The following is a 19,886-nucleotide window of genomic DNA, read 5'->3' as shown; positions in this document are numbered from 1 at the left end:
TTCATCATGTGACGCCACCGGAACTTGTACAGTGGATTCCGGTCAATGTTGGCAGTGCCCACAAGGCACGAGTCTAGTGAGTCGGAGGTTCTTGAATGACCACTTCGTTGCAACCTGCCTATGCCCTGGTCCCTGGTGCGAACCTGGAAGCCTACGTGCACACGGTCAACAGCATCCCGCTGCTGACGGTCGAGCAGGAGCGTGAACTGGCCGAGCGTCTCTATTTCGAGCAGGATCTTGAGGCCGCTCGGCAAATGGTAATGGCCCACCTGCGTTTCGTCGTGCATATCGCACGTAGCTATGCCGGTTATGGTCTGGCACAAGCCGACCTTATCCAGGAAGGCAACGTTGGCCTGATGAAGGCCGTCAAGCGCTTCAACCCAGAAATGGGCGTGCGCCTGGTGTCGTTCGCCGTGCACTGGATCAAGGCGGAAATCCACGAATTCATCCTGCGCAACTGGCGTATCGTCAAGGTGGCCACCACCAAGGCCCAGCGCAAGCTGTTCTTCAACCTGCGCAGCCAGAAGAAGCGTCTGGCCTGGCTGAACAACGACGAAGTCCATCGCGTGGCGGAAAGCCTCGGCGTCGAGCCTCGCGAAGTGCGCGAGATGGAAAGTCGCCTGAGCGGCCAGGACATGGCCTTCGACCCGGCCGCCGAGGCGGACGACGACAGCGCCTTCCAGTCGCCGGCGTACTACCTCGAAGACCACCGTTACGATCCGGCTACGCAGTTGGAGGATGCTGACTGGAGCGACAACTCCACCAGCAACCTGCACGAAGCTCTGCAGGGCCTGGACGAGCGCAGCCGCGACATCCTCTACCAGCGTTGGCTGGCCGAGGAAAAGGCCACGTTGCACGAGCTGGCGGACAAGTACAGTGTGTCGGCCGAGCGTATTCGCCAGCTGGAAAAGAACGCGATGAACAAGGTCAAGGCATTGATCGCCGTGTGATCTAGCCTGGCTGGATTGAAAAGCCGCTGGCCCGGAGACGGGGCAGCGGTTTTTTTATGCTCGCCGTGAGGGCGGCGCCCGATATATACGGCGCTAAAACGCTCAAGCGTACGCCGCACTCGCCCTCAAGGCTGTCGCGAAGCGTCCAGCTGCATCAGGTAGCTCGGCCCACCCAACTGGCTCATCTGCCGGCGAATCCAGCTGGCACGGCTGGCCACATAGGCACTCGGCCGGCTGGCGCTCCACTTGATCGGACTGGGCAGCACCGCGGCCAGTTGCGCGGCCTGCTGGCGGCTCAGGCGGCTGGCATCGATGCCGAAGTGGTAGCGGGCGGCGGCTTGGGCACCAAACACGCCTTTACCCCATTCGGCGCTGTTGAGGTACACCTCGAGAATCCGCTCCTTCGACCAGAACAACTCGATCAAGGCGGTGAACCACGCCTCCAGCCCCTTGCGCAGCCAGCTGCGGCCCGACCACAGGAACAGGTTCTTGGCCACCTGCTGGGTCAGCGTGCTCGCGCCGCGGATACCGCCACCGCGCTCGTTGTAGGCCAATGCCGCCTGGATGGCCGGGATGTCGAAGCCCCAGTGGCTGGCGAACTTCTGGTCCTCGCCGGCGATGACCGCCACCTTGAGCTCATCGGAGATGTTCTCCCAGGGCTCCCAGTCGCGCTGCAGGTCGATCGGCTCACCGCTGACCCACGACTGGACCTTGCGCTCGACCATCAATGCCGTACCCGGCGGCGGTACCCAGCGAAACACCAGGACCAGCACGATGCTCGCGGCGGCGAACCAGAGCAGGGCACGGACGAATCGGCGAAAAAGGGATGACAGCATGGCGATGGCTTGGCCGGACCGGTGGAAGGGGCCATTATACAGACCCGTTCCAAGGAGTCGTCCCATGCTTCGCAGCTTCCTGATGCTTGCCGCGTTTTTCGGCTTCACCGGTGTCGCGCTCGGCGCATTCGCCGCCCATGGCCTGAAGAACCGGCTCAGCGCCGACTACCTGGCGATCTTTCATACCGGTGTAACCTACCAACTGGTGCATGCCCTGGCGATCCTCGCGGTCGCGGTGCTCTCGGTACACCTGCCCGGACGCCTGGTGGCCTGGTCGGGCGGGCTGTTCGCCGTGGGTATCGTGCTGTTTTCCGGCAGCCTGTACCTGTTGACCCTCACCGGACTGGGCAAGCTCGGCATCATCACCCCGATCGGTGGCCTGTGCTTTCTCGCCGGCTGGCTGTGCCTGGGCCTGGCAGCCTGGCGCCTGGGCTGACCAGGCGGTCCACAATCGCGACTAATGGTGCCCGGCGCCCTTGGGTTCGGAGGTTGATCGGGGCTAGAATGCGTGCCCCAAAGCACAATGGTGGCCGTGCGCATGCGCATTCAACTGAACGGTGAACCTTACGAATTGCCTGCTGGCGAAAGCGTCGCGGCCCTGCTGGCCCGGCTGGAGCTGGCCGGACGCCGCGTGGCGGTGGAACTGAACCTGGATATCGTGCCGCGCAGCCAGCACGACAGCACCTTGCTGAGCGAGGGCGACCAGGTCGAAGTGGTCCACGCCATCGGTGGCGGTTGAACCCGCCCGGCGATTCACCCGCAAGTCCCGTAACCTTTTCCCGAGGAACAACGATGAGCAACGTTCGTAGCGACAAGCCCTTCACCCTGGCCGGGCGTACTTTCCAGTCGCGCCTGCTGGTAGGCACCGGTAAATACCGTGACATGGAAGAAACCCGCCAGGCCATCGAGGCCTCGGGTGCCGAAATCGTCACCGTTGCCGTGCGTCGCACCAATATCGGCCAGAATCCGGGCGAGCCGAACCTGCTCGACGTGCTGCCGCCGGACCGCTACACCATCCTGCCCAACACCGCCGGCTGCTACGACGCGGTCGAGGCCGTGCGCACCTGCCGTCTGGCCCGTGAGCTGCTCGATGGCCACAATCTGGTCAAGCTGGAAGTCCTGGCCGACCAGAAAACCTTGTTCCCTAACGTGATCGAAACCCTCAAGGCCGCCGAAGTGCTGGTAAAGGACGGTTTCGACGTGATGGTCTACACCAGCGACGACCCGATCATCGCTCGCCAGCTCGCCGAAGCCGGCTGTATCGCGGTGATGCCGCTGGCTGGCCTGATCGGCACTGGCCTGGGTATCTGCAACCCCTACAACCTGCAGATCATCCTCGAGGAGTCCAAGGTGCCGGTACTGGTCGACGCCGGTGTCGGTACCGCCTCCGACGCCACGATCGCCATGGAAATGGGCTGCGAGGCCGTGCTGATGAACTCGGCCATTGCCCATGCCCAGCAGCCGGTGCTGATGGCCGAAGCCATGAAGCATGCCATTGTCGCTGGCCGCATGGCCTACCTCGCCGGCCGGATGCCGAAAAAACTCTACGCCAGCGCCTCTTCGCCGCTGGATGGTCTGATCAAGTAAGAGCCCCCGATGACTGACTCGCAAGATACGCCGATCCCCGCCGACGGCGACCAGCGCCACCACCGCCGCATCAAGAGCTTCGTGATGCGTGCAGGGCGCATGACCGAAGGCCAGCAACGTGGCCTGGAGCAGGGTGGGCCGCTGTTCATCCTGCCGCTGACCGACAGCCCGGTCGACTATGACCAGGTATTCGGCCGCTCGGCGCCGCGCACGCTGGAGATCGGCTTTGGCATGGGCCACTCCCTGCTGGAGATGGCCGCTGCCGCCCCGGAACAGGACTTCATCGGTGTCGAAGTGCACCGTCCGGGTGTGGGCGCGCTGCTCAACGGCGTGCTGACCCAGGGCCTGAATAACCTGCGAGTGTATGACTGCGATGCCATCGAAGTGCTCAACCGTTGCGTGGCCGATAACAGCCTCGACCGGCTGATGCTGTTCTTCCCGGACCCTTGGCACAAGGCGCGCCACCACAAGCGCCGCATCGTGCAGCTGGAGTTCGCCGAGCTGGTACGACGCAAGCTCAAGCCCGGTGGCGTGTTCCACATGGCGACCGACTGGGAGCCCTATGCCGAGTACATGCTGGAAGTGATGAGCGCAGCGCCTGGCTATCGCAACCGTGCTGCGGACGGTGCCTATGTGCCGCGCCCGGAAGAGCGTCCGATCACCAAGTTCGAACGCCGTGGCGAGCGCTTGGGGCATGGGGTGTGGGATTTGAAGTTCGAGAAGGTGGATTGATCGGCTGATCAGGCCTTTCGAAACGCTGTAGCCTGCCGCGATGCAGGCGAAAAAAAACCGCCTTTCAAAGGGCGGTTTTTTTGTGTGAGCGATAGGACTGAGTATCCATCGCTCTGGGACTTCACTGAAAACTCTACACAGTCACAAGATCATAAGCACGTTCAGCAGCAGGGTCAATGTGCGGAAATATCCGGCATCACGTGTGTCGAAGCGGTTAACAGCCTTGGCCGGAAAGTCCGAGTGCTATTGATTTGCTCCTGTGTGAGTCAATTCAGTGATGGGCCGGGTTAGAAGAAGAATTCTGCTTTCCGGCCCCTTCGACATGGCCTGAGAACCATGCCGGTGAATTTCTTCGAAGGGCCATCAACCTGGCCACTTCACTGAGAACTCTGCACAGTTTTCGAAGGCATCGAAGCACCGGTTAGATGCTGGAAGATTGGCCCGCCAACACGGAGGCCAAGGCTTATGAAGCGTTTGCTTGGTACGCTGAGCCGCGTCTGGAAGCTCGTCCGAATCTTGACTGTGTTCAAGACCGCTCGAGACTTCATGCGCGATCACTTCGATGACGCCCAGTAAGGGCTAGTCAGGTGGTTGGGCTGCCCCGGTCTTCCGGGGCAGCTTCTAGCAGCCTTAACCCCGGCGATCCGCCACCACGCCAATCAACACCAGCACCACCAGCAACACCGGTGCCAGCGCATAGTTGTTGAACTGTCCCAGTCCCTTCACCACCCATGGCGTGGCATAGATCAGCGCGGCCCCACTGCCGATCATCACCAGCAGCGCCATGAACGGCACGCGCAATGCGCCTGCCAGGCCGCCGAGGCGTTGTTCCACCCAGCCCTTTATGTCGGTGCCGAACAGCACCAGCAGGCAGCCGACCAAGGCCAGGGAAATTTCCGAGAGGTTGCTGCGGCTCCAGCGGGAAACCGTCGCGAGCAGGTCAAGTACCAGATCCATGGGTCATCCTTAGGTCAAGAAATACTGCAGCAGGTCGTTGAGGAACAACTGGCCGCGCGGTGTCGCCACCAGCCGATCCGGTTCGACCTGCAAAAGGCCCTTTTGTTCGGCCGCACGCCTCGCCTCGGCAAGCTGCGCCAGGGGCAGGCCGGTGCGTTGGGTGAACAGCTCGGCCTCCACGCCTTCGGTCAGGCGTAGGGCGTTCATCAGGAATTCGAACGGCAACTCGTCGACTGGCAGCAGCTTCTCGCCGGCCTTGAACGGTTTGGCGAGGTTCAGGTAATCCTTGGGCAGGCGGGTCTTCCAGGTGCGCAGGATTCGACCATCGGCGAAGGTCAGTTTGCCGTGAGCGCCCGCGCCGATGCCGATGAAATCGCCGAAGCGCCAGTAATTGAGGTTGTGCCGCGCGGCGCGCCCTGCCTGGGCGTAGGCCGACACTTCGTACTGCCTGAAGCCGTTTGCCGCCATCAGGGCCTGGCCGGCTTCCTGGATGTCCCAGAGGATATCGTCCTCGGGCAACTCCGGCGGCTGGTTCCAGAACACCGTGTTCGGCTCCACCGTCAGCTGGTACCAGGACAGGTGCATAGGCCCCAGGTCGATGGCTTGGCGCAAATCGCCCAGGGCATCGTCCAGAGACTGGTCGGGCAGGCCGTGCATCAAGTCCATGTTGAAGTTGTCGAAGCCGGCGGCGCGGGCCATGGCGGCGGCGCGGATCGCTTCATCGCCGTTGTGGATGCGCCCCAGCGCCTGCAGCTTGGCAGGCTGGAAGCTCTGCACGCCGATCGACAGGCGATTGATGCCGGTCTGCCGGTAGGCCTTGAACTTCTCCTGCTCGAACGTACCGGGGTTGGCCTCGAGGGTGATCTCGATATCTGCAGTGAACGGGATGCGTTGCTCCACGCCGCGCAGCAACCGCCCCAGCGCGTTGGCGCTGAACAGGCTCGGGGTGCCGCCGCCGAAGAAGATCGACGTGATCGGCCTGCCCTGCACGGCGGGCAGCTCCTGGTCGAGGTCGGTCAGCAAGGCATCGACGTAGGCCTCTTCCGGCAACTCAGGCCCGGCGGCGTGGGAGTTGAAGTCGCAGTAGGGGCACTTGCGCACGCACCATGGGATGTGGATGTACAGCGCCAGCGGCGGCAGGCTGGAAAGGCCTGTCGCGCCTGGCTGGGACAACGTTTCGATCATGCCAGGCCCAGACGTTTACGCAGCAGCGCCATGGCGCGGGCGCGGTGGCTGAGCTGATTCTTGTCCACAGGGGCGAGGTCGGCGCTCGAGCAGTCGCGCTCCGGCACCCAGAACAGCGGGTCGTAGCCGAAGCCATGCTCACCGCTGGCCTGGAACAGGATGCGCCCATGCCACAGGCCTTCGCAGAGGATCGGCAGTGGGTCGTCGGCATGCCGAACCAGGGCCAGCACACAGACGAACTGTGCGCCACGTTCGGCCTCGGGCACGTCCTTGAGGGCTTCGAGCAGCTTGGCGTTGTTCGCCGCATCGCCCTTGCCATCGGCATAGCGTGCCGAGTAGATGCCGGGGGCACCGCCGAGGAAGTCCACCGCCAGGCCCGAGTCGTCGGCCAGCGCCGGCAACCCGGAGATACGCGCGGCATTACGCGCCTTGAGGATGGCGTTCTCGACGAACGACAGGCCGGTTTCCTCGGGCTCGACCTGGCTGAACTCGCCGATCGAGCGCAACTGCACCGAGGCGCCGAGCATGGCCTGGAGTTCCTTGAGTTTGCCGGCGTTGTGGCTGGCCAATACGAGTTGCTGGAAATTCATCATTCGCCTGGGAACACTTCCTGGTTGAAACTGAGTGGATGGCTGATGCCGCCGGTTTCGACGTTCAGGTCGAAGGTCAGGGTCTCGGCCTGTTCGATCTTGAACTGGGCGATGTAGTACACCGCGCCCTGGTCGGTTATCTGCTTGAACGACAACGGGCTGCTGCGCCCGGTAAGGTCCTTCACCGTGCCGCTGACCACCGCCATGCTTGGCTTCCCGGTCTTGAGCACGGCGATGTTGAGCACGCCCTGGTTCTTGCTGCGGATCAGCCCGGTGGCAGCGGCAATGTCTGGTTGCAGCATGCTGGAGGTAAAGGCGCTGTAGTGGATCGTCACATCGCCGAACACTTCCTTGCGCTCGGGGCGGGCGGCGTCGGCCGCCAGGGCTGGCAGGGCCAGGCACAGGCTGATCAGGAACAGGGCTAGGCGACGCATGGTGCGAGTCCTCCGGTGGGCGTCAGACCGCGAGCTGATGCTCCTGCAGGCCTGGGCTGCTGACGCGGTAGATGCCGATTTCACCTAGAAGATTAGGCCAAAGCCGCCCGCCCCACCCGTTGCGGTGCAAGTGATCGACAGCCAGGCGGTCGAGGACCTTGGCATGGCGCTCGTGGCACAGCTCTTCGAAGTCGGCGAAGGTGCAGAAATGGATGTTGGGCGTGTTGTACCAGGTATACGGCATGAAGTCCGAAACCGGCATGCGGCCTTTGGTCGCCAGGTACCAGCGGCAGCGCCAATGGCCGAAGTTGGGGAAGGTGATGATGCACTGGCGCCCGACACGCAGCATTTCGTCGAGAATGCGATCGGGGTATTCAACGGCCTGCAGGGCCTGGGTCATGATCACCACGTCGAAACTGTTGCTGGCGAAGTTGCCCAGGCCTTTGTCCAGGTCCTGCTCGATGACGTTGACGCCCTTGGCCACGCACGCGGCGATGTTGTCGGGGTCGATCTCCAGGCCGTAGCCGCTGACCTGCTTGCGGTCACGCAGCGAAGCCAGCAGCTCGCCGTTGCCGCAGCCCAGGTCGAGTACCCGGCTGCCGGCGGGGATCCAGTCGTGGATGATTTCCAGATCGGCTCTCATGCTGTCCTCAGATGGCGATGCGGTTCATGTAGTTCGAGAAACCCTGCACGTAGCGAGGCGTGGGGATCAGGAAGGCATCGTGGCCGTACGGCGAGTCGATTTCCAGGTAGCAGACGTTCTTGCGCGCGGCCATCAGGGCATCGACGATTTCCCGCGAGCGGGCCGGCGAGAAGCGCCAGTCGGTGGTGAACGACATGATGCAGTAGTCCGCCTTGACGTGGGCCAGGGTGGCGGCCAGGTCGCCGCCCTGGGCTGCGGCCGGGTCGAAGTAGTCCAGAGCCTTGGTCATCAGCAGGTAGGTGTTGGCATCGAACCGCCCGGAAAACTCCTCGCCTTGGTAGCGCAGGTAGCTTTCGACCTGGAATTCGACGCTGTGGAAGTCGTAGTTGAGCTTGTCGCTCTTGAGCTCGCGGCCGAATTTCTCACCCATCGAGTCGTCGGACAGGTAGGTGATGTGGCCGACCATGCGCGCCAGCATCAGCCCGCGCTTGGGGATCACGCCCTGGTCCTGGAACGAGCCGCCGTGGAATTCGGGGTCGGTGAGGATGGCCTGGCGCGCCACTTCGTTGAAGGCGATGTTCTGCGCTGAAAGCTTCGGCGCCGAGGCGATGTCGACGCAATGGCGGACACGCTCGGGGTAGGTGATGGTCCATTGCAGCGCCTGCATGCCGCCGAGACTGCCGCCGACCACGGCGGCCCATTGGCCGATACCGAGGCGATCGGCCAGGCGCACCTGGCTGTGCACCCAGTCCTCCACGGTCAGTACCGGAAAGTCGGCGCCATAGGGCTTGCCGGTGGCCGGGTTGAGGCTGCTCGGGCCGGTGCTGCCATTGCAGCCACCGAGGTTGTTCAGGCTCACCACGAAGAAACGGTTGGTATCGATCGGCTTGCCCGGGCCGATGCAGCTGTCCCACCAGCCCGGCTTGCGGTCGGTGGCCGCGTGGTAGCCGGCGGCATGGTGGTGGCCGGACAGGGCATGGCAGATCAGCACGGCATTGCTCGCACGGGCGTTCAGGGTGCCATAGGTTTCGTAGACCAGCTCGTAGCTGGCCAGGGAACGGCCACAGGCCAGGGCCAGGGGCTCGTCGAACCGGGCGACCTGCGGGGTCACCAGACCGACGGAATCTTCGGGAAGGACAGTGGACATCGACCCTGCTCACGCTTGACGGAGGCGTAAGTCTAAAGAGCGCTACCCCCAGCGGCAAGCAAAGGCTTGCCGCTGGGCTCAACGAGCGCTGACCGGGGTCAGATCATCCGCCACAGTTCTTGCGGCATGCCGGCATAGGCGGCCAGCGGCGGCATGACGAACGACTGGATCACCTGGATGGCGATGAAGGCGAAGATCGGCGAAATATCCAGGCCGCCGAGGTTCGGCACCAGGCGGCGGAAGGGCGCGAGCACAGGTTCCGCGATCTGGTAGGCCAGTTCGGCAGCCGGGTTGTGGCTGTTGGGCGCGACCCAGGAGACGATCACCATGACGATCATCGCCACCCAGAAGATCTTCAGGAACAACGACGTAACGCCGATGATGGCCCACAGCAGCAGGTGCAGCACATCGCCGAACACGCCGTAGGTGAGCATCAGCACGAAGGCCATCAGCAGCGCCTGGATGACGATGGCGAGCAGCAGCGAAGAGGTGTCCAGCCCGCCGATGCTGGGGATGATCCGGCGGATCGGCTTGAGCAGCGGCTGCGTGGCACGCACCGCGAACTGGCTCAGCGGGTTGTAGAAGTTGGCCTTGACCAGTTGCAGCACGAAGCGCAGCAGGACGATCACCAGGTACAGGCTGACCAGGGTTTGCACCACGAAGATCGCGGCGCCGGACAGTGCATTCATCAAGAACTCCTTATTTGCCCAGTTGTTCGGCAAGTTCGGCAGAGCGCGTGGCCGCAGCCTGCAGCGCCTGCTCGACGATCGCCTCGAAAGCGTTGCCCTGGAACGACGTGATCGCCGCTTCCGTGGTGCCTGCAGGCGAGGTCACGCGGCGGCGCAGCTCGGCAGCGTCGACGTCGCTGGAAACAGCCATGCGCGCAGCGCCCAGGGCGGTTTGCAGGGTCAGTTGGGAGGCGGTTTCGCGTGGCAGGCCGAGCTTTTCGCCAGCGGCGGTCATGGCCTCGATCAGCAGGAAGAAGTACGCCGGGCCACTGCCGGAAACGGCGGTGACGGCATCCAGTTGCTGTTCTTGTTCCAACCACACGGCGGTACCGACAGCCGACAGCAGCTGTTCGGCCTGTTGGCGTTGGGCGTCGGTCACCTCAAGGGTGGCGTACAGGCCGCTGACGCCTTCGCGCAACAGCGCCGGGGTATTGGGCATGCAACGCACCACCGGGCGGGCACCGAGCCAGGCTTGCAGGCTGGCGCAGGTGATGCCGGCGGCGATCGATACGATCAGCTGGCCGTCCTGCAAGCTGGGCTGCAGCGCTTGGCACACGGCCTTCATTACCTGTGGCTTGACCGCCAGCACGATCACATCGGCAGCGGCGACAGCCTCGGCGTTGTCTTCGAACACCTCGATACCGTGCTCGGCATGGACGCGGCTACGCGTGTCGGCGCCTGGGTCGCTGGCGGTGATCTGCGAAGCGTCCAGGCCCTGGGCACGCAGGCCACCGATCAGACTGGCGGCCATGTTGCCGGCGCCGATAAAGGCGATACGAGTCTTGCTCATGTCAGGTCCTTGAGGGAAAGAGTGAGTAAAGCATGTAATCAGTGAGCTCCGTAGTCGCGCGCACCGAACAGGGCAGTGCCGATACGGACCCAGGTCGCGCCTTGGGCAATCGCCGCTTCCAGGTCGTGGCTCATGCCCATCGACAGGGTGTCCAGGCCAAGGCCCAGGTCATCGCGCAACTGGCGCACGGTGGCAAAGGCGGTTTCCTGGGCGGCGCGGTCGTCGGTCGGTTCGGGGATCGCCATCAGCCCGCGCAGGCGCAGGTTGGGCAGGGCCGCAACGGCCTGGGCCAGGCCCGGCAGATCTGCCGGGGCGCAGCCGGACTTGCTGTCTTCGCCGCTGACGTTCACCTGCAGGCAGATGTTCAGCGGTGGCAGGCCAGCAGGGCGCTGTTCGGACAGGCGTTGGGCGATCTTCAGGCGGTCCACGGAATGTACCCAGTCGAAATGTTCGGCGATGGCTTTGGTCTTGTTCGACTGGATGGGGCCGATGAAGTGCCAGATCAAGGGCAGGTCGGTGAGTTCCTGCTGCTTGGCCAGTGCTTCCTGGAGGTAGTTTTCACCCACGTCGCGCACGCCGGCGGCGTGGATCTCGCGGATCGCGCTGGCGGGCTTGGTCTTGCTCACCGCCAGCAACTGGATGCTCGCAGGGGCGCGGCCGGCAGCCTTGGCGGCGCTGTCGATGCGGGCGGCGAGGGCGGAAAGGTTGTCTGCTATGGTGGACATGGATCGATGCCGGCGGCTCAGGGGTCTGCGGCATTCTACCTGCTTGATGGTCTTTGGGGAGTCTCATGGATGTGACCGACCTGTTGGCCCTGGCTGTGGAAGCAGGCGCGAGTGACCTGCACCTGGCCGTGGGCGAGATACCGATGCTGCGCTGCGAGGGCGAGCTGCGACGCCTGGAGCTGCCGAGCCTGAAGCCGGCGATGCTGGACGATGCCTTGGCGCAATGGCTGGACCCTGGCCAGCAGCAGCGCTGGCTGCAAGGCGAGGACCTGGACCTGGCATTGGAGCTGCCGATACTCGGGCGTTTTCGCGTGAACCTGTACCGCCAGTTGCGCGGTGCGGCGGCCACGATGCGCCTGGTGCCGAATGCCATTGCCAGCCTCGCCGAACTCGACCTGGAAGAAGTGTATCGAGCTGTTGCCGGATACACCGATGGCCTGATCCTGGTCGGCGGCCCGACCGGCAGCGGCAAATCCAGCACTCTGGCTGCACTGCTGCAGCAGCTCGGTCGCCAGCGTGCGCTGCATATCGTCACGCTGGAAGACCCCATCGAAGTTATCCACAAGGCTGAGCGCAGTCTGGTGACTCAGCGGGAAATCGGCCGTCACTGCCGGGACTTTTCCCAGGGTCTGCGCAGTGCCCTGCGCCAGGATCCGGATGTGATCATGATTGGCGAACTGCGGGACCTGGAGACCATACGCCTGGCGTTGCGGGCGGCGGAGACCGGGCATCTGGTGCTGGCCACGGTGCACACGCGGTCGGCAGCCAGCAGCCTCGACCGCCTGGTGGAAGTGTTCGGCGCCGAAGAAAAGCCCCTGGTGCGGGCGATGCTGGCCGACTCACTGCGCATGGTGGTGGCGCAGGTGCTGGTCAAGCGTGTCGGTGGCGGACGTGTGGCAGCCAGGGAGGTGCTGATGGCGACGCCGGCGGTGCGCAACCTGATTCGCGAGGGGCGCATGGCGCAGCTGTGTTCGGTGATGCAGGCAGGGGGTGCCGAGGGGATGCGGACGATGGAGGGAGCGTTGCGGGAGCTGAAGGCGAAAGGTTCGATCGGTGACCTATAGCGTTTTGTTCGGGCCTCTTCGCGCCGAGCCGCGAAGAGCTCGGCAGGGAAAAGCGCCGATCTGATCAGCGCTTGGCCAGGTTCAGTTGCTGCTGGTCCTTGGGCAGTACGCGCTTGGCCACTACGTAATGCTTCTGCCAGTAAGGCTTGCTCAGGTTATCGATGCTCACCCGCTTGCCGCGGCGCGGGGCGTGGATGAAGCGGTCGTTACCCAGGTAGATGGCCACGTGGTTGACGCGACGGCTCTTGATGTTGAAGAAGATCAGGTCGCCAGGCTTGAGGTCGCCTTGCGCCACCTTGATGCCGTGACCCTGGGCCATGGCATTGGAGGTACGCGGCAGGTCGACATCGGCCACGTCGTTGAAGGCGTACTTCACCAGGCCGCTGCAGTCGAAGCCCTTCTTCGGGCTGCTGCCGCCCCAGCGATAGGGGGTGCCGAGCACGTTGACGGCGCGGCTGAGGACGTCGCTGCTCTGTTTCGGCGACATCGAGGCCACCGGCAAGCCGTGACTGCTGGCACCGTTGCTCGGGCGGGCACGCAGCGTGGTGTGCTTGACCGGGGCGTGTTTCACCGCAGCGTTGGTGGTATAGCCGGTAAACCCGTTGGGAAGGCGTTGCTCACGGTTGGTGGCGTGGGCGGCCAGGGGCAATAATAGGCAGAGGGTCAGCCATGTCTTGAACAAAGGCGGCATAGATGAAGCTCTTATGAATGTTGTGTGTTGGGCGCGCAACTTTATAACAGCTTTTTGATCAATTTCTGATCCGTTGGTCGATTGTCATGTTGCCGTACGTCGGCCTGCGCCGGAAAAGTCACATTTTCCGTTAGAAAATTTTTGGATAACCCCAGGGGGCTATGAATGGACAGTTATCAACAAGGCGTGCCGTATCACGACACCCATAGCAAGGTCATTGGCTACCTGTTGTGGATCTTCGGCTTCACCGGCTCGCACCGTTTCTACTATGGCAAGCCGATCACCGGGACCATCTGGTTCCTGACCCTCGGGGTGTTCGGTATCGGCTGGCTGATCGACCTGTTCCTGATCCCGTCGATGGACCGCGAAGCCGATTTGCGCTTTCAGTCCGGGCGTATCGACTACAACATCGCCTGGATTCTGCTGACCTTCCTCGGCATCTTCGGTGCCCATCGGTTGTATCAGGGCAAATGGATCAGCGCGATCATCTACTTCTTCACCGGCGGGCTGTTCCTGTTGGGCGTGCTGTACGACTTCTGGACGTTGAACAGCCAGGTCTCCGAGGGTAACGCCCGGCGTTGAGGGTGACGAGCTTCGCTCGCTCCCCGACAATCCGTGAGCCACAAAAAAAGGCCTTGTCGCAGGGTGCGACAAGGCCTTTTTCATTCCGCTGGCGTTACTGGCGAGTCTGCCGCTGTTGCAGAAGCAGGTTGCTGAAACCTGCCCCTGCCAACTGCTTCTGCGCCCCAGTCAGTTGCTCACGGTTGCTGAACGGGCCGACCAGTACGCGGTACCAGGTCTCGTCCTTGACCGTCCCCGACTCCACCTTCACCGCCTGGCCGAGCAGAATGATCTGCGCACGGACCCGGTCGGCATCGGCCTGCTTGCGGAACGAGCCAGCCTGCAGGAAGAACTGCGTGGTCGCTGCCGGCTTGATCACGGGCGGTGCCGGAGGCGGGGTCTGCCCCAACAATGCGGCCTGGGCGCGCGCGGTGTCGATCTTGGCCGCTTCGGCAGGCGTGACCGGGGTCACCGGCTGGGCCGGCACGGGCGGGGTCTTTTCCGGCACGGCTTCGGGCGGCACGATCACCTCCGATTCCGGCAGCAAGGTGTAGAAGTCGTACTTCGGCTTCACCGGCTGCTGCGGCGTGGTGGCGGTGGTGCCCTTGCTGGCCTCGGCCACCTTCTCCTGCTTCTGCTGTTCGGGCTTGGCGCGCTTGATGTCGCCGCCACCGGGTTCGAGCTTCATCAGGAAGACGATGAAAGCGCCCACGGTGAGGCCGACCGCCAGCCACACCCATCCCGGGATGGGCTGCTTGGCGGGGGCTTGCGGGCGGCTGGCGCCGCGTTTGGGAGCGGGTTTTTTCTTGGCAGCCAACTTACATGCGCTCCAGGGTTTCCAGGCCCAGCAGCTCGAGGCCCTGCTTGAGGGTTCGGCCAGTCAGGGCGGCCAGGCGCAGGCGGCTCTGTTGTTGCTCCGGGGTGTCGGCAGCGAGGATCGGGCAGTTTTCGTAGAAGCTCGAGAACAGGCCGGCAAGGTCGTACAGGTAGCTGCACAGCACGTGTGGCGTGCCCTTTTCGGCGACGTTGTTGAGGATTTCACCGAACTGGGCCAGGCGTGCGGCCAGGTCCTGCTCCTTCTCGGCCTGCAGTACGATCTGCCCATCCACCTCGTCGAAGCCCTTGCCCAGCTTGCGGAACACGCCGGCCACGCGGGTGTAGGCGTACAGCAGGTAGGGGGCGGTGTTGCCCTCGAAGTTGAGCATCAGGTCGAAGTTGAAGCTGTAGTCGCTGGTGCGGTGCTTGGACAGGTCGGCGTATTTCACCGCGCCGATGCCCACCACTTCGCCGATGTGGCGCAGCTCGTCCTCGGCCAGGCTCGGGTTCTTCTCCTTGACCAGGGCGTAGGCGCGCTCCTTGGCCTCGGTGAGCAGGTCGATCAGCTTCACGGTGCCGCCGTCGCGGGTCTTGAACGGGCGGCCATCGGCCCCGTTCATGGTGCCGAAGCCCATGTGCTCCATCTGCATCGGATGGCCGACGAACCCGGCCAGACGAGCGACTTCGAACACCTGGTTGAAGTGCAGCGCCTGGCGCTGGTCGACGAAATACAGGGCGCGGTCGGCCTTGAGCACGTTGCTGCGGTAGCGCACCGCCGCAAGGTCGGTGGTGGCGTACAGGTAGCCACCATCGGCCTTCTGCACGATCACCGGCAGGGGCTCGCCTTCGCTGTTCTTGAATTCGTCGAGGAACACGCACTGGGCGCCCTGGTCTTCGACAAGCAGGCCCTTGGCCTTGAGGTCTGCGACCACGTTGGCCAGGTCGTCGTTGTAGGCGCTTTCGCCCATCACGTCGGCCATGGTCAGCTTGACGTTGAGCAGCTCGTAGGTCTTCTGGCAGTGCGACAGGGAAATGTCCTTGAAGCGCGTCCACAGGGCCATGCAGTCGGCATCGCCGGCCTGCAGCTTGACCACCAGGCCACGGGCCCGGTTGGCGAACGCTTCGGACTCGTCGAAGCGCTTTTTCGCGGCGCGGTAGAAGTTCTCGAGGTCCGACAGTTCGTCGCTGGTGATCGGGTTTTCTTCCAGGTAGGCCAGCAGCATGCCGAACTGGGTGCCCCAGTCGCCCACGTGGTTCTGGCGGATGACATCATCGCCGAGGAATTCCAGGACCCGGGCGACGCTGTCGCCGATGATGGTCGAGCGCAGGTGGCCGACGTGCATTTCCTTGGCCAGGTTGGGTGCCGACATGTCGATCACCACCTTCTCGGCAGGGCCTGCCTTGCGCACGCCGAGGTGGTCGTCGGCGAGGGCGGCATCCAGGCGGCCGGCCAGGGCGCCGGTGTTCTGGAAGAAGTTCAGGAAGCCGGGGCCGGCGATCTCGACCTTGCTGATGTCGTCGCTGGCCGGCAGGGCATCGATGAGCTTTTCCGCCAGGTCGCGCGGCTTCATGCCGGCTTGCTTGGACAGCATCATGGCGATGTTGCTGGCGAAGTCGCCGTGGGTCTTGTCGCGGGCATTCTCGACCTGGATCGCCGGCGTCAGCCCTGCAGGCAGCACACCGTCGGTGGCGAGTTGGGTGAGGGCTTGCTGGATGAGCTGGCGAATGGTGTCTTTCATGGGATTCTCTTTTCGACCGCAAGCGCGGTGAGCGCCTGGATGCGCAGGTGGAAAAACTGGGTATTATCCGTTGCCGGGGCCAGGTTGCCAACCTTTGCGGCACGTGCCCTGGGCACGGTCAGTAAAGGTCGACGGGGTCCACGTCCAGCGACCAACGCACCTGGCGGCCACTCGGCATCTGCTCCAACACTAGCAACCAGGCGCTGATCAGTCGATGCAAGGGCGCCCGGGTGTTGGCCTGTATCAATAATTGTGCGCGGAAGCGCCCGGCGCGGCGCTCCATCGGTGCAGGGACCGGCCCGAGCAATTCGATGCCGGGAAGATGCTGCTCGGCCACCAGCCGTTCGGCGGCGCTGCAGGCCTCGTCGAGAAAGCCCTCCGCCTGGCCCGGCTTGTGCGCCTCGGCACGCAGCAGGGCGAGGTGCGAAAAGGGCGGCAGGCCAGCGTTGCGGCGCTCTTGCAGGGCCTGCTCGGCGAAGGCGAAATAGCCTTGTTCGGTCAGTTGCACAAGCAGCGGGTGGTCGGCCAGGTGGGTCTGGATGATGACCTTGCCCGGCTCCTCGGCACGCCCGGCGCGCCCGGCCACCTGGACGATGAGCTGGGCCATGCGCTCACTGGCGCGGAAGTCGCCGGAAAACAGTCCGCCATCGGCGTCGAGGATGGCCACCAGGGTGACCCGGGGGAAGTGGTGCCCCTTGGCTAGCATCTGGGTGCCGACGAGGATGCTCGGCTGGCCCCGCTGGATGGTGCTGAACAGGTTGTGCATGGCGTCCTTGCGCGACGTACTGTCGCGGTCCACGCGCAGTACCGGGTAGTCCGGGAACAACACCTTGAGGCGCTCTTCGGCGCGCTCGGTCCCTGCGCCCACGGCACGCAAGTCGACATGCTGGCACTTGGGGCAGTGATGCGGCAGGCGTTCGTCGTAGCCGCAGTGGTGGCAGCGCAGCACGCCCGAGCGCTGGTGCACGGTCATGCGCGCGTCGCAACGCGGGCATTCGGACAACCAGCCGCAGTCATGGCACAACAAGGTGGGCGCGAAGCCACGCCGATTGAGAAACACCAGCACCTGCTGGCCGGCTTCGAGGGTCTGGCGGATGGCCTGTTGCAGCGGGCCGCTGATGCCGCTGTCCAGGGGCAGGCTCTTGACGTCCAGGCGCAACATGCGCGGTGGGCGTGCGCCGCCGGCGCGCTGGTTCATGCGCAGCAGGCGGTAGCGCCCGGTCAGGGCGTTGTGCAGGGTTTCCAGCGACGGCGTGGCCGAGCCTAGCAGGATCGGGATGTTTTCCTGGTGGGCGCGCACCAGGGCCAGGTCGCGGGCATGGTAGCGCAGGCCTTCCTGCTGTTTATAGGAGCCGTCGTGCTCCTCGTCGATGATGATCAGGCCGGGGTTCTTCATCGGCGTGAACAGCGCCGAACGCGTGCCGATGATGATGTCTGCCTCGCCATCGCGTGCCGCCAGCCAGGCATCGAGGCGCTCGCGATCGCCCACTGCCGAGTGCAGCAGGGCGATGCGGGCGTTAAAGCGTTGCTCGAAGCGCGCCAGGGTCTGCGGGCCGAGGTTGATCTCCGGGATCAGCACCAGCGCCTGCTTGCCGGCTTCCAGGGTTTCGCGGATCAGTTGCAGGTAGACCTCGGTCTTGCCGCTGCCGGTGACGCCGGCCAGCAGGAACGCGGCGAAACCGCCAAAGCCTTCACGCACGCAGTCGAATGCCTCACGCTGTTCGTCGTTGAGCGGCAGTTCCGGTTGCGCCAGCCAGTGCTCGTGGCGTGTGCCCGGCAAATGGCGGCGTACCTCGACCTGAACCAGGTCCTTGGCCAGCAGCAGGTCGAGGCTGTCCTTGTTCAGGTTGAGCTTGCCCAGCAGGCTGTGTGCCACGCCGTGGGGGTGCTGGGCCAGGGTCTTGAGCGCGTCGCGCTGGCGCGGGGCGCGGGCGATGCGCGGGTCTTCCAGGCGTGCGCCGGGCGCCACGTGCCAGAAGCGTTCCTGGCGCATCTCGGCCGGCTCGCCCTGGCGCAGCAGGGTGGGAAGCGCCCAGCTCAGCGTGTCGCCAAGGCTGTGCTGGTAATACTGGGCGGTCCACAGGCACAGCTTGAACAACGAAGCCGGGATCGGCGAAACCGGGTCGAGCAGGGCCGTGGCCGGCTTGAGCTTGTCGGCGGGTACCTCGCTTTGCGTGCACACTTCCACCAGCACGCCGATCATCTCGCGCCGCCCGAACGGCACGCGGATGCGCATACCTGGCGTCAGGGCCAGGCGCGCCATGCTCGCTGGTGCCTTGTAGTCGAACAGGCGACGCAGGGGGGAGGGCAGGGCAAGGCGCAGGATGACGTCGGACACGCGGGAGGTCTCGGCAGGGCATTTCAAGATGTGGCGAGCCTAGCAGACGACCGCCGGTGCAAGCGACAACTTGCGCTGACGCCATGCTCTGGTATTATTCGCCGCCTAATTACGTGCGGTATTCAACAATTGGTGTTGGGTGGCGGCACGCAGCTCGAGGAAGTGACCATGAAAGCAGATATTCATCCGAACTACGAAGTAGTTGCAGTCACCTGCAGCTGCGGCAACAAGTTCGAAACCCGTTCGACCCTGGGCGACACCCTGTCGATCGACGTTTGCAACCTGTGCCACCCGTTCTACACCGGTAAGCAGAAAGTCCTGGACACCGGTGGTCGCGTACAGAAGTTCGCCGACCGCTTCGGCATGTTCGGTGCCAAGAAGTAATCATGCGCATGGCGAATCCTTCGGGTTTCGCGCTGCTGCAAAAAAAAGCGCCCCTTGTGGGCGCTTTTTTTGTGGGTGCGATTTGGCTTTTTCCTACTTCGGCCGCGGCCTTTTGCCCGCTGCCGACCCATCCGCAGACGGTGGCGGTACGCCAGGTGGTCGATGGTGACACCGTGCGCCTGAGCGACGGGCGCAGCGTGCGCATGATCGGCATCAACGCCCCGGAGATCGGGCGCAAGGGGCGCACCAGCGAACCCTATGCCGAGGCCGCCAGGCGCCGCCTGCAGGCGCTGGTCAAGGCCAGCGACGGTCAGGTCGGCCTGGTGCTGGGGGCAGAAGGCAAGGACAAGTACGGGCGTACCCTGGCTCATTTATATGGGCGCAATGGCGACAACCTCGAGGCGCGATTGCTCAGCGAAGGTCTTGGGTACCGGGTCGCGGTGGCGCCCAATGTCGGCCTGGTGGGCTGCCAGCAACAGGCCGAGCAGGCTGCGCGCACCGCCGGCGCAGGGCTTTGGCGGCAGTCGCCGGTGGTACGCGCCGATGCCTTGCGGCAGTCCGGCTTCGCCGTGCTTAGCGGCACGGTGCGTGGCATTGAGCGCAATCGCGGTGGGGTCTGGCTGGAACTGGACGATGCCGTGGTGTTGCAGGTGCCCGCTCGTCTGCAGCGGCGCTTCCCCTCCCGCTTTTTCGACGACCTCAAGGGCCGTCAGGTCGAAGCCCGTGGCTGGGTGCTGGATCGATCCCGCAAGGGCGGACTCAAGCCGGGTCAGCGACGTTGGGTTCTGCCGCTGACCGACCCGAGCATGTTGGAGCGCATTTCCGATTAAAACATGTAGACATTGTGGCGATGGATTGTACACACTGTTGGATGTATGCCCCGTGGGTTATAGCGTAAAGTCTTAGGCCCAAGGCCTTGACACAAGTGACTGAGCAGTCTTGTGGCTCCCCGGCTCTTTGCGTATCCTCGGCGGTCCGTCAGAACAGTA

General features: G+C 64.1%; 23 protein-coding genes. 9 read left to right on the top strand and 14 right to left on the bottom strand.

The genetic code is table 11. From position 1 onward, the window contains the following. Nucleotides 1-95: 95 nt before the first annotated feature. Entirely contained in the window at nt 96-950 is an 855-nt protein-coding gene (gene rpoH, locus E6B08_RS28580; RefSeq protein ID WP_133325067.1) for an RNA polymerase sigma factor RpoH, read from the top strand. Nucleotides 951-1,075: 125 nt separating this feature from the next. On the opposite strand, the gene mtgA is transcribed toward rpoH, so the two are convergent. Further along, a complete protein-coding gene (mtgA, locus tag E6B08_RS28575) occupies nt 1,076-1,786 on the bottom strand; it encodes a monofunctional biosynthetic peptidoglycan transglycosylase (RefSeq protein ID WP_136917040.1) in 711 nt (236 codons plus the stop codon). Nucleotides 1,787-1,850: 64 nt separating this feature from the next. On the opposite strand from mtgA, the gene E6B08_RS28570 reads away from it, so the two are divergent. From E6B08_RS28570 to trmB, 4 genes are all read left to right on the top strand, one after another. After that, the gene (locus tag E6B08_RS28570) at nt 1,851-2,222 is read left to right on the top strand and encodes a DUF423 domain-containing protein (protein WP_136917039.1); all 372 of its coding nucleotides are present in this window, start codon (nt 1,851-1,853) and stop codon (nt 2,220-2,222) included. Between the two features lie 102 nt (nt 2,223-2,324). Then, the gene (gene thiS / locus E6B08_RS28565; RefSeq protein WP_136917038.1) at nt 2,325-2,525 is read left to right on the top strand and encodes a sulfur carrier protein ThiS; all 201 of its coding nucleotides are present in this window, start codon (nt 2,325-2,327) and stop codon (nt 2,523-2,525) included. A gap of 53 nt (nt 2,526-2,578) precedes the next feature. Next, nucleotides 2,579-3,373, top strand: a complete 795-nt coding sequence (locus E6B08_RS28560) for a thiazole synthase (RefSeq protein ID WP_136917037.1) — start codon at nt 2,579-2,581, stop codon at nt 3,371-3,373. A 9-nt stretch (nt 3,374-3,382) separates the two neighbouring features. Continuing rightward, on the top strand, nt 3,383-4,105 hold the full coding sequence (gene trmB / locus E6B08_RS28555) for a tRNA (guanosine(46)-N7)-methyltransferase TrmB (protein ID WP_136917036.1): 723 nt from the start codon (nt 3,383-3,385) through the stop codon (nt 4,103-4,105). A gap of 630 nt (nt 4,106-4,735) precedes the next feature. On the opposite strand, the gene E6B08_RS28550 is transcribed toward trmB, so the two are convergent. The 9 genes from E6B08_RS28550 to E6B08_RS28510 form a co-directional block, all read right to left on the bottom strand. Beyond that, entirely contained in the window at nt 4,736-5,062 is a 327-nt protein-coding gene (locus tag E6B08_RS28550; protein ID WP_023378203.1) for a DUF3392 family protein, read from the bottom strand. Between the two features lie 9 nt (nt 5,063-5,071). Then, entirely contained in the window at nt 5,072-6,247 is a 1,176-nt protein-coding gene (gene hemW, locus E6B08_RS28545) for a radical SAM family heme chaperone HemW (protein WP_136917035.1), read from the bottom strand. After that, nucleotides 6,244-6,840 (bottom strand): RdgB/HAM1 family non-canonical purine NTP pyrophosphatase, encoded by a 597-nt coding sequence (gene rdgB / locus E6B08_RS28540; RefSeq protein WP_136917034.1) that lies wholly within the window; start codon nt 6,838-6,840, stop codon nt 6,244-6,246. Before rdgB ends, hemW begins: the two co-directional genes overlap by 4 nt. Beyond that, nucleotides 6,837-7,271, bottom strand: coding sequence for a DUF4426 domain-containing protein (locus E6B08_RS28535; protein WP_136917033.1), 435 nt, complete (start codon nt 7,269-7,271; stop codon nt 6,837-6,839). The genes rdgB and E6B08_RS28535 overlap by 4 nt, the downstream gene beginning before the upstream one ends. 22 nt (nt 7,272-7,293) lie before the next feature. After that, complete coding sequence (metW, locus tag E6B08_RS28530; RefSeq protein WP_136917032.1) at nt 7,294-7,914, bottom strand: methionine biosynthesis protein MetW; 621 nt, start codon at nt 7,912-7,914, stop codon at nt 7,294-7,296. Nucleotides 7,915-7,921: 7 nt separating this feature from the next. Continuing rightward, nucleotides 7,922-9,061: a homoserine O-succinyltransferase MetX gene (gene metX, locus E6B08_RS28525; RefSeq protein WP_136917031.1), complete on the bottom strand. Its 1,140-nt coding sequence runs from the start codon at nt 9,059-9,061 to the stop codon at nt 7,922-7,924. A gap of 98 nt (nt 9,062-9,159) precedes the next feature. Next, complete coding sequence (locus E6B08_RS28520) at nt 9,160-9,750, bottom strand: YggT family protein (protein WP_136917030.1); 591 nt, start codon at nt 9,748-9,750, stop codon at nt 9,160-9,162. 10 nt (nt 9,751-9,760) lie between these two features. Further along, nucleotides 9,761-10,579, bottom strand: coding sequence for a pyrroline-5-carboxylate reductase (gene proC / locus E6B08_RS28515; RefSeq protein WP_136917029.1), 819 nt, complete (start codon nt 10,577-10,579; stop codon nt 9,761-9,763). A gap of 38 nt (nt 10,580-10,617) precedes the next feature. Beyond that, nucleotides 10,618-11,304 (bottom strand): YggS family pyridoxal phosphate-dependent enzyme, encoded by a 687-nt coding sequence (locus E6B08_RS28510; RefSeq protein WP_136917028.1) that lies wholly within the window; start codon nt 11,302-11,304, stop codon nt 10,618-10,620. Between the two features lie 65 nt (nt 11,305-11,369). On the opposite strand from E6B08_RS28510, the gene E6B08_RS28505 reads away from it, so the two are divergent. Beyond that, entirely contained in the window at nt 11,370-12,368 is a 999-nt protein-coding gene (locus E6B08_RS28505) for a type IV pilus twitching motility protein PilT (protein WP_136917027.1), read from the top strand. 64 nt (nt 12,369-12,432) lie between these two features. Here E6B08_RS28505 and E6B08_RS28500 read toward each other — a convergent pair whose 3' ends face one another. After that, nucleotides 12,433-13,059 (bottom strand): C40 family peptidase, encoded by a 627-nt coding sequence (locus E6B08_RS28500; RefSeq protein ID WP_136917026.1) that lies wholly within the window; start codon nt 13,057-13,059, stop codon nt 12,433-12,435. Nucleotides 13,060-13,224: 165 nt separating this feature from the next. On the opposite strand from E6B08_RS28500, the gene E6B08_RS28495 reads away from it, so the two are divergent. Beyond that, nucleotides 13,225-13,641 carry an NINE protein gene (locus E6B08_RS28495; RefSeq protein WP_136917025.1) on the top strand — a complete coding sequence of 139 codons (417 nt, stop codon included), beginning with the start codon at nt 13,225-13,227 and terminating at the stop codon, nt 13,639-13,641. 94 nt (nt 13,642-13,735) lie between these two features. Here the strand turns inward: E6B08_RS28495 and E6B08_RS28490 are convergent, their stop codons facing one another. The 3 genes from E6B08_RS28490 to E6B08_RS28480 form a co-directional block, all read right to left on the bottom strand. Beyond that, on the bottom strand, nt 13,736-14,437 hold the full coding sequence (locus tag E6B08_RS28490; RefSeq protein WP_136917024.1) for an SPOR domain-containing protein: 702 nt from the start codon (nt 14,435-14,437) through the stop codon (nt 13,736-13,738). Between the two features lies 1 nt (nt 14,438). Continuing rightward, entirely contained in the window at nt 14,439-16,175 is a 1,737-nt protein-coding gene (gene argS / locus E6B08_RS28485; RefSeq protein ID WP_136917023.1) for an arginine--tRNA ligase, read from the bottom strand. 118 nt (nt 16,176-16,293) lie between these two features. Then, complete coding sequence (locus E6B08_RS28480; RefSeq protein ID WP_136917022.1) at nt 16,294-18,513, bottom strand: primosomal protein N'; 2,220 nt, start codon at nt 18,511-18,513, stop codon at nt 16,294-16,296. 168 nt (nt 18,514-18,681) lie between these two features. On the opposite strand from E6B08_RS28480, the gene rpmE reads away from it, so the two are divergent. Both rpmE and E6B08_RS28470 read left to right on the top strand, forming a co-directional pair. Beyond that, nucleotides 18,682-18,897 (top strand): 50S ribosomal protein L31, encoded by a 216-nt coding sequence (rpmE, locus tag E6B08_RS28475; protein WP_136917021.1) that lies wholly within the window; start codon nt 18,682-18,684, stop codon nt 18,895-18,897. A gap of 2 nt (nt 18,898-18,899) precedes the next feature. After that, nucleotides 18,900-19,727, top strand: coding sequence for a thermonuclease family protein (locus E6B08_RS28470; RefSeq protein WP_136917020.1), 828 nt, complete (start codon nt 18,900-18,902; stop codon nt 19,725-19,727). The last annotated feature ends 159 nt before the right edge of the window (nt 19,728-19,886 follow it).

The sequence above is a fragment of the Pseudomonas putida genome (genome assembly GCF_005080685.1).
GTDB classification, from domain to species: Bacteria; Pseudomonadota; Gammaproteobacteria; order Pseudomonadales; family Pseudomonadaceae; genus Aquipseudomonas; species Aquipseudomonas putida_V.
This window is presented reverse-complemented; position numbering and strand designations above follow the sequence as displayed.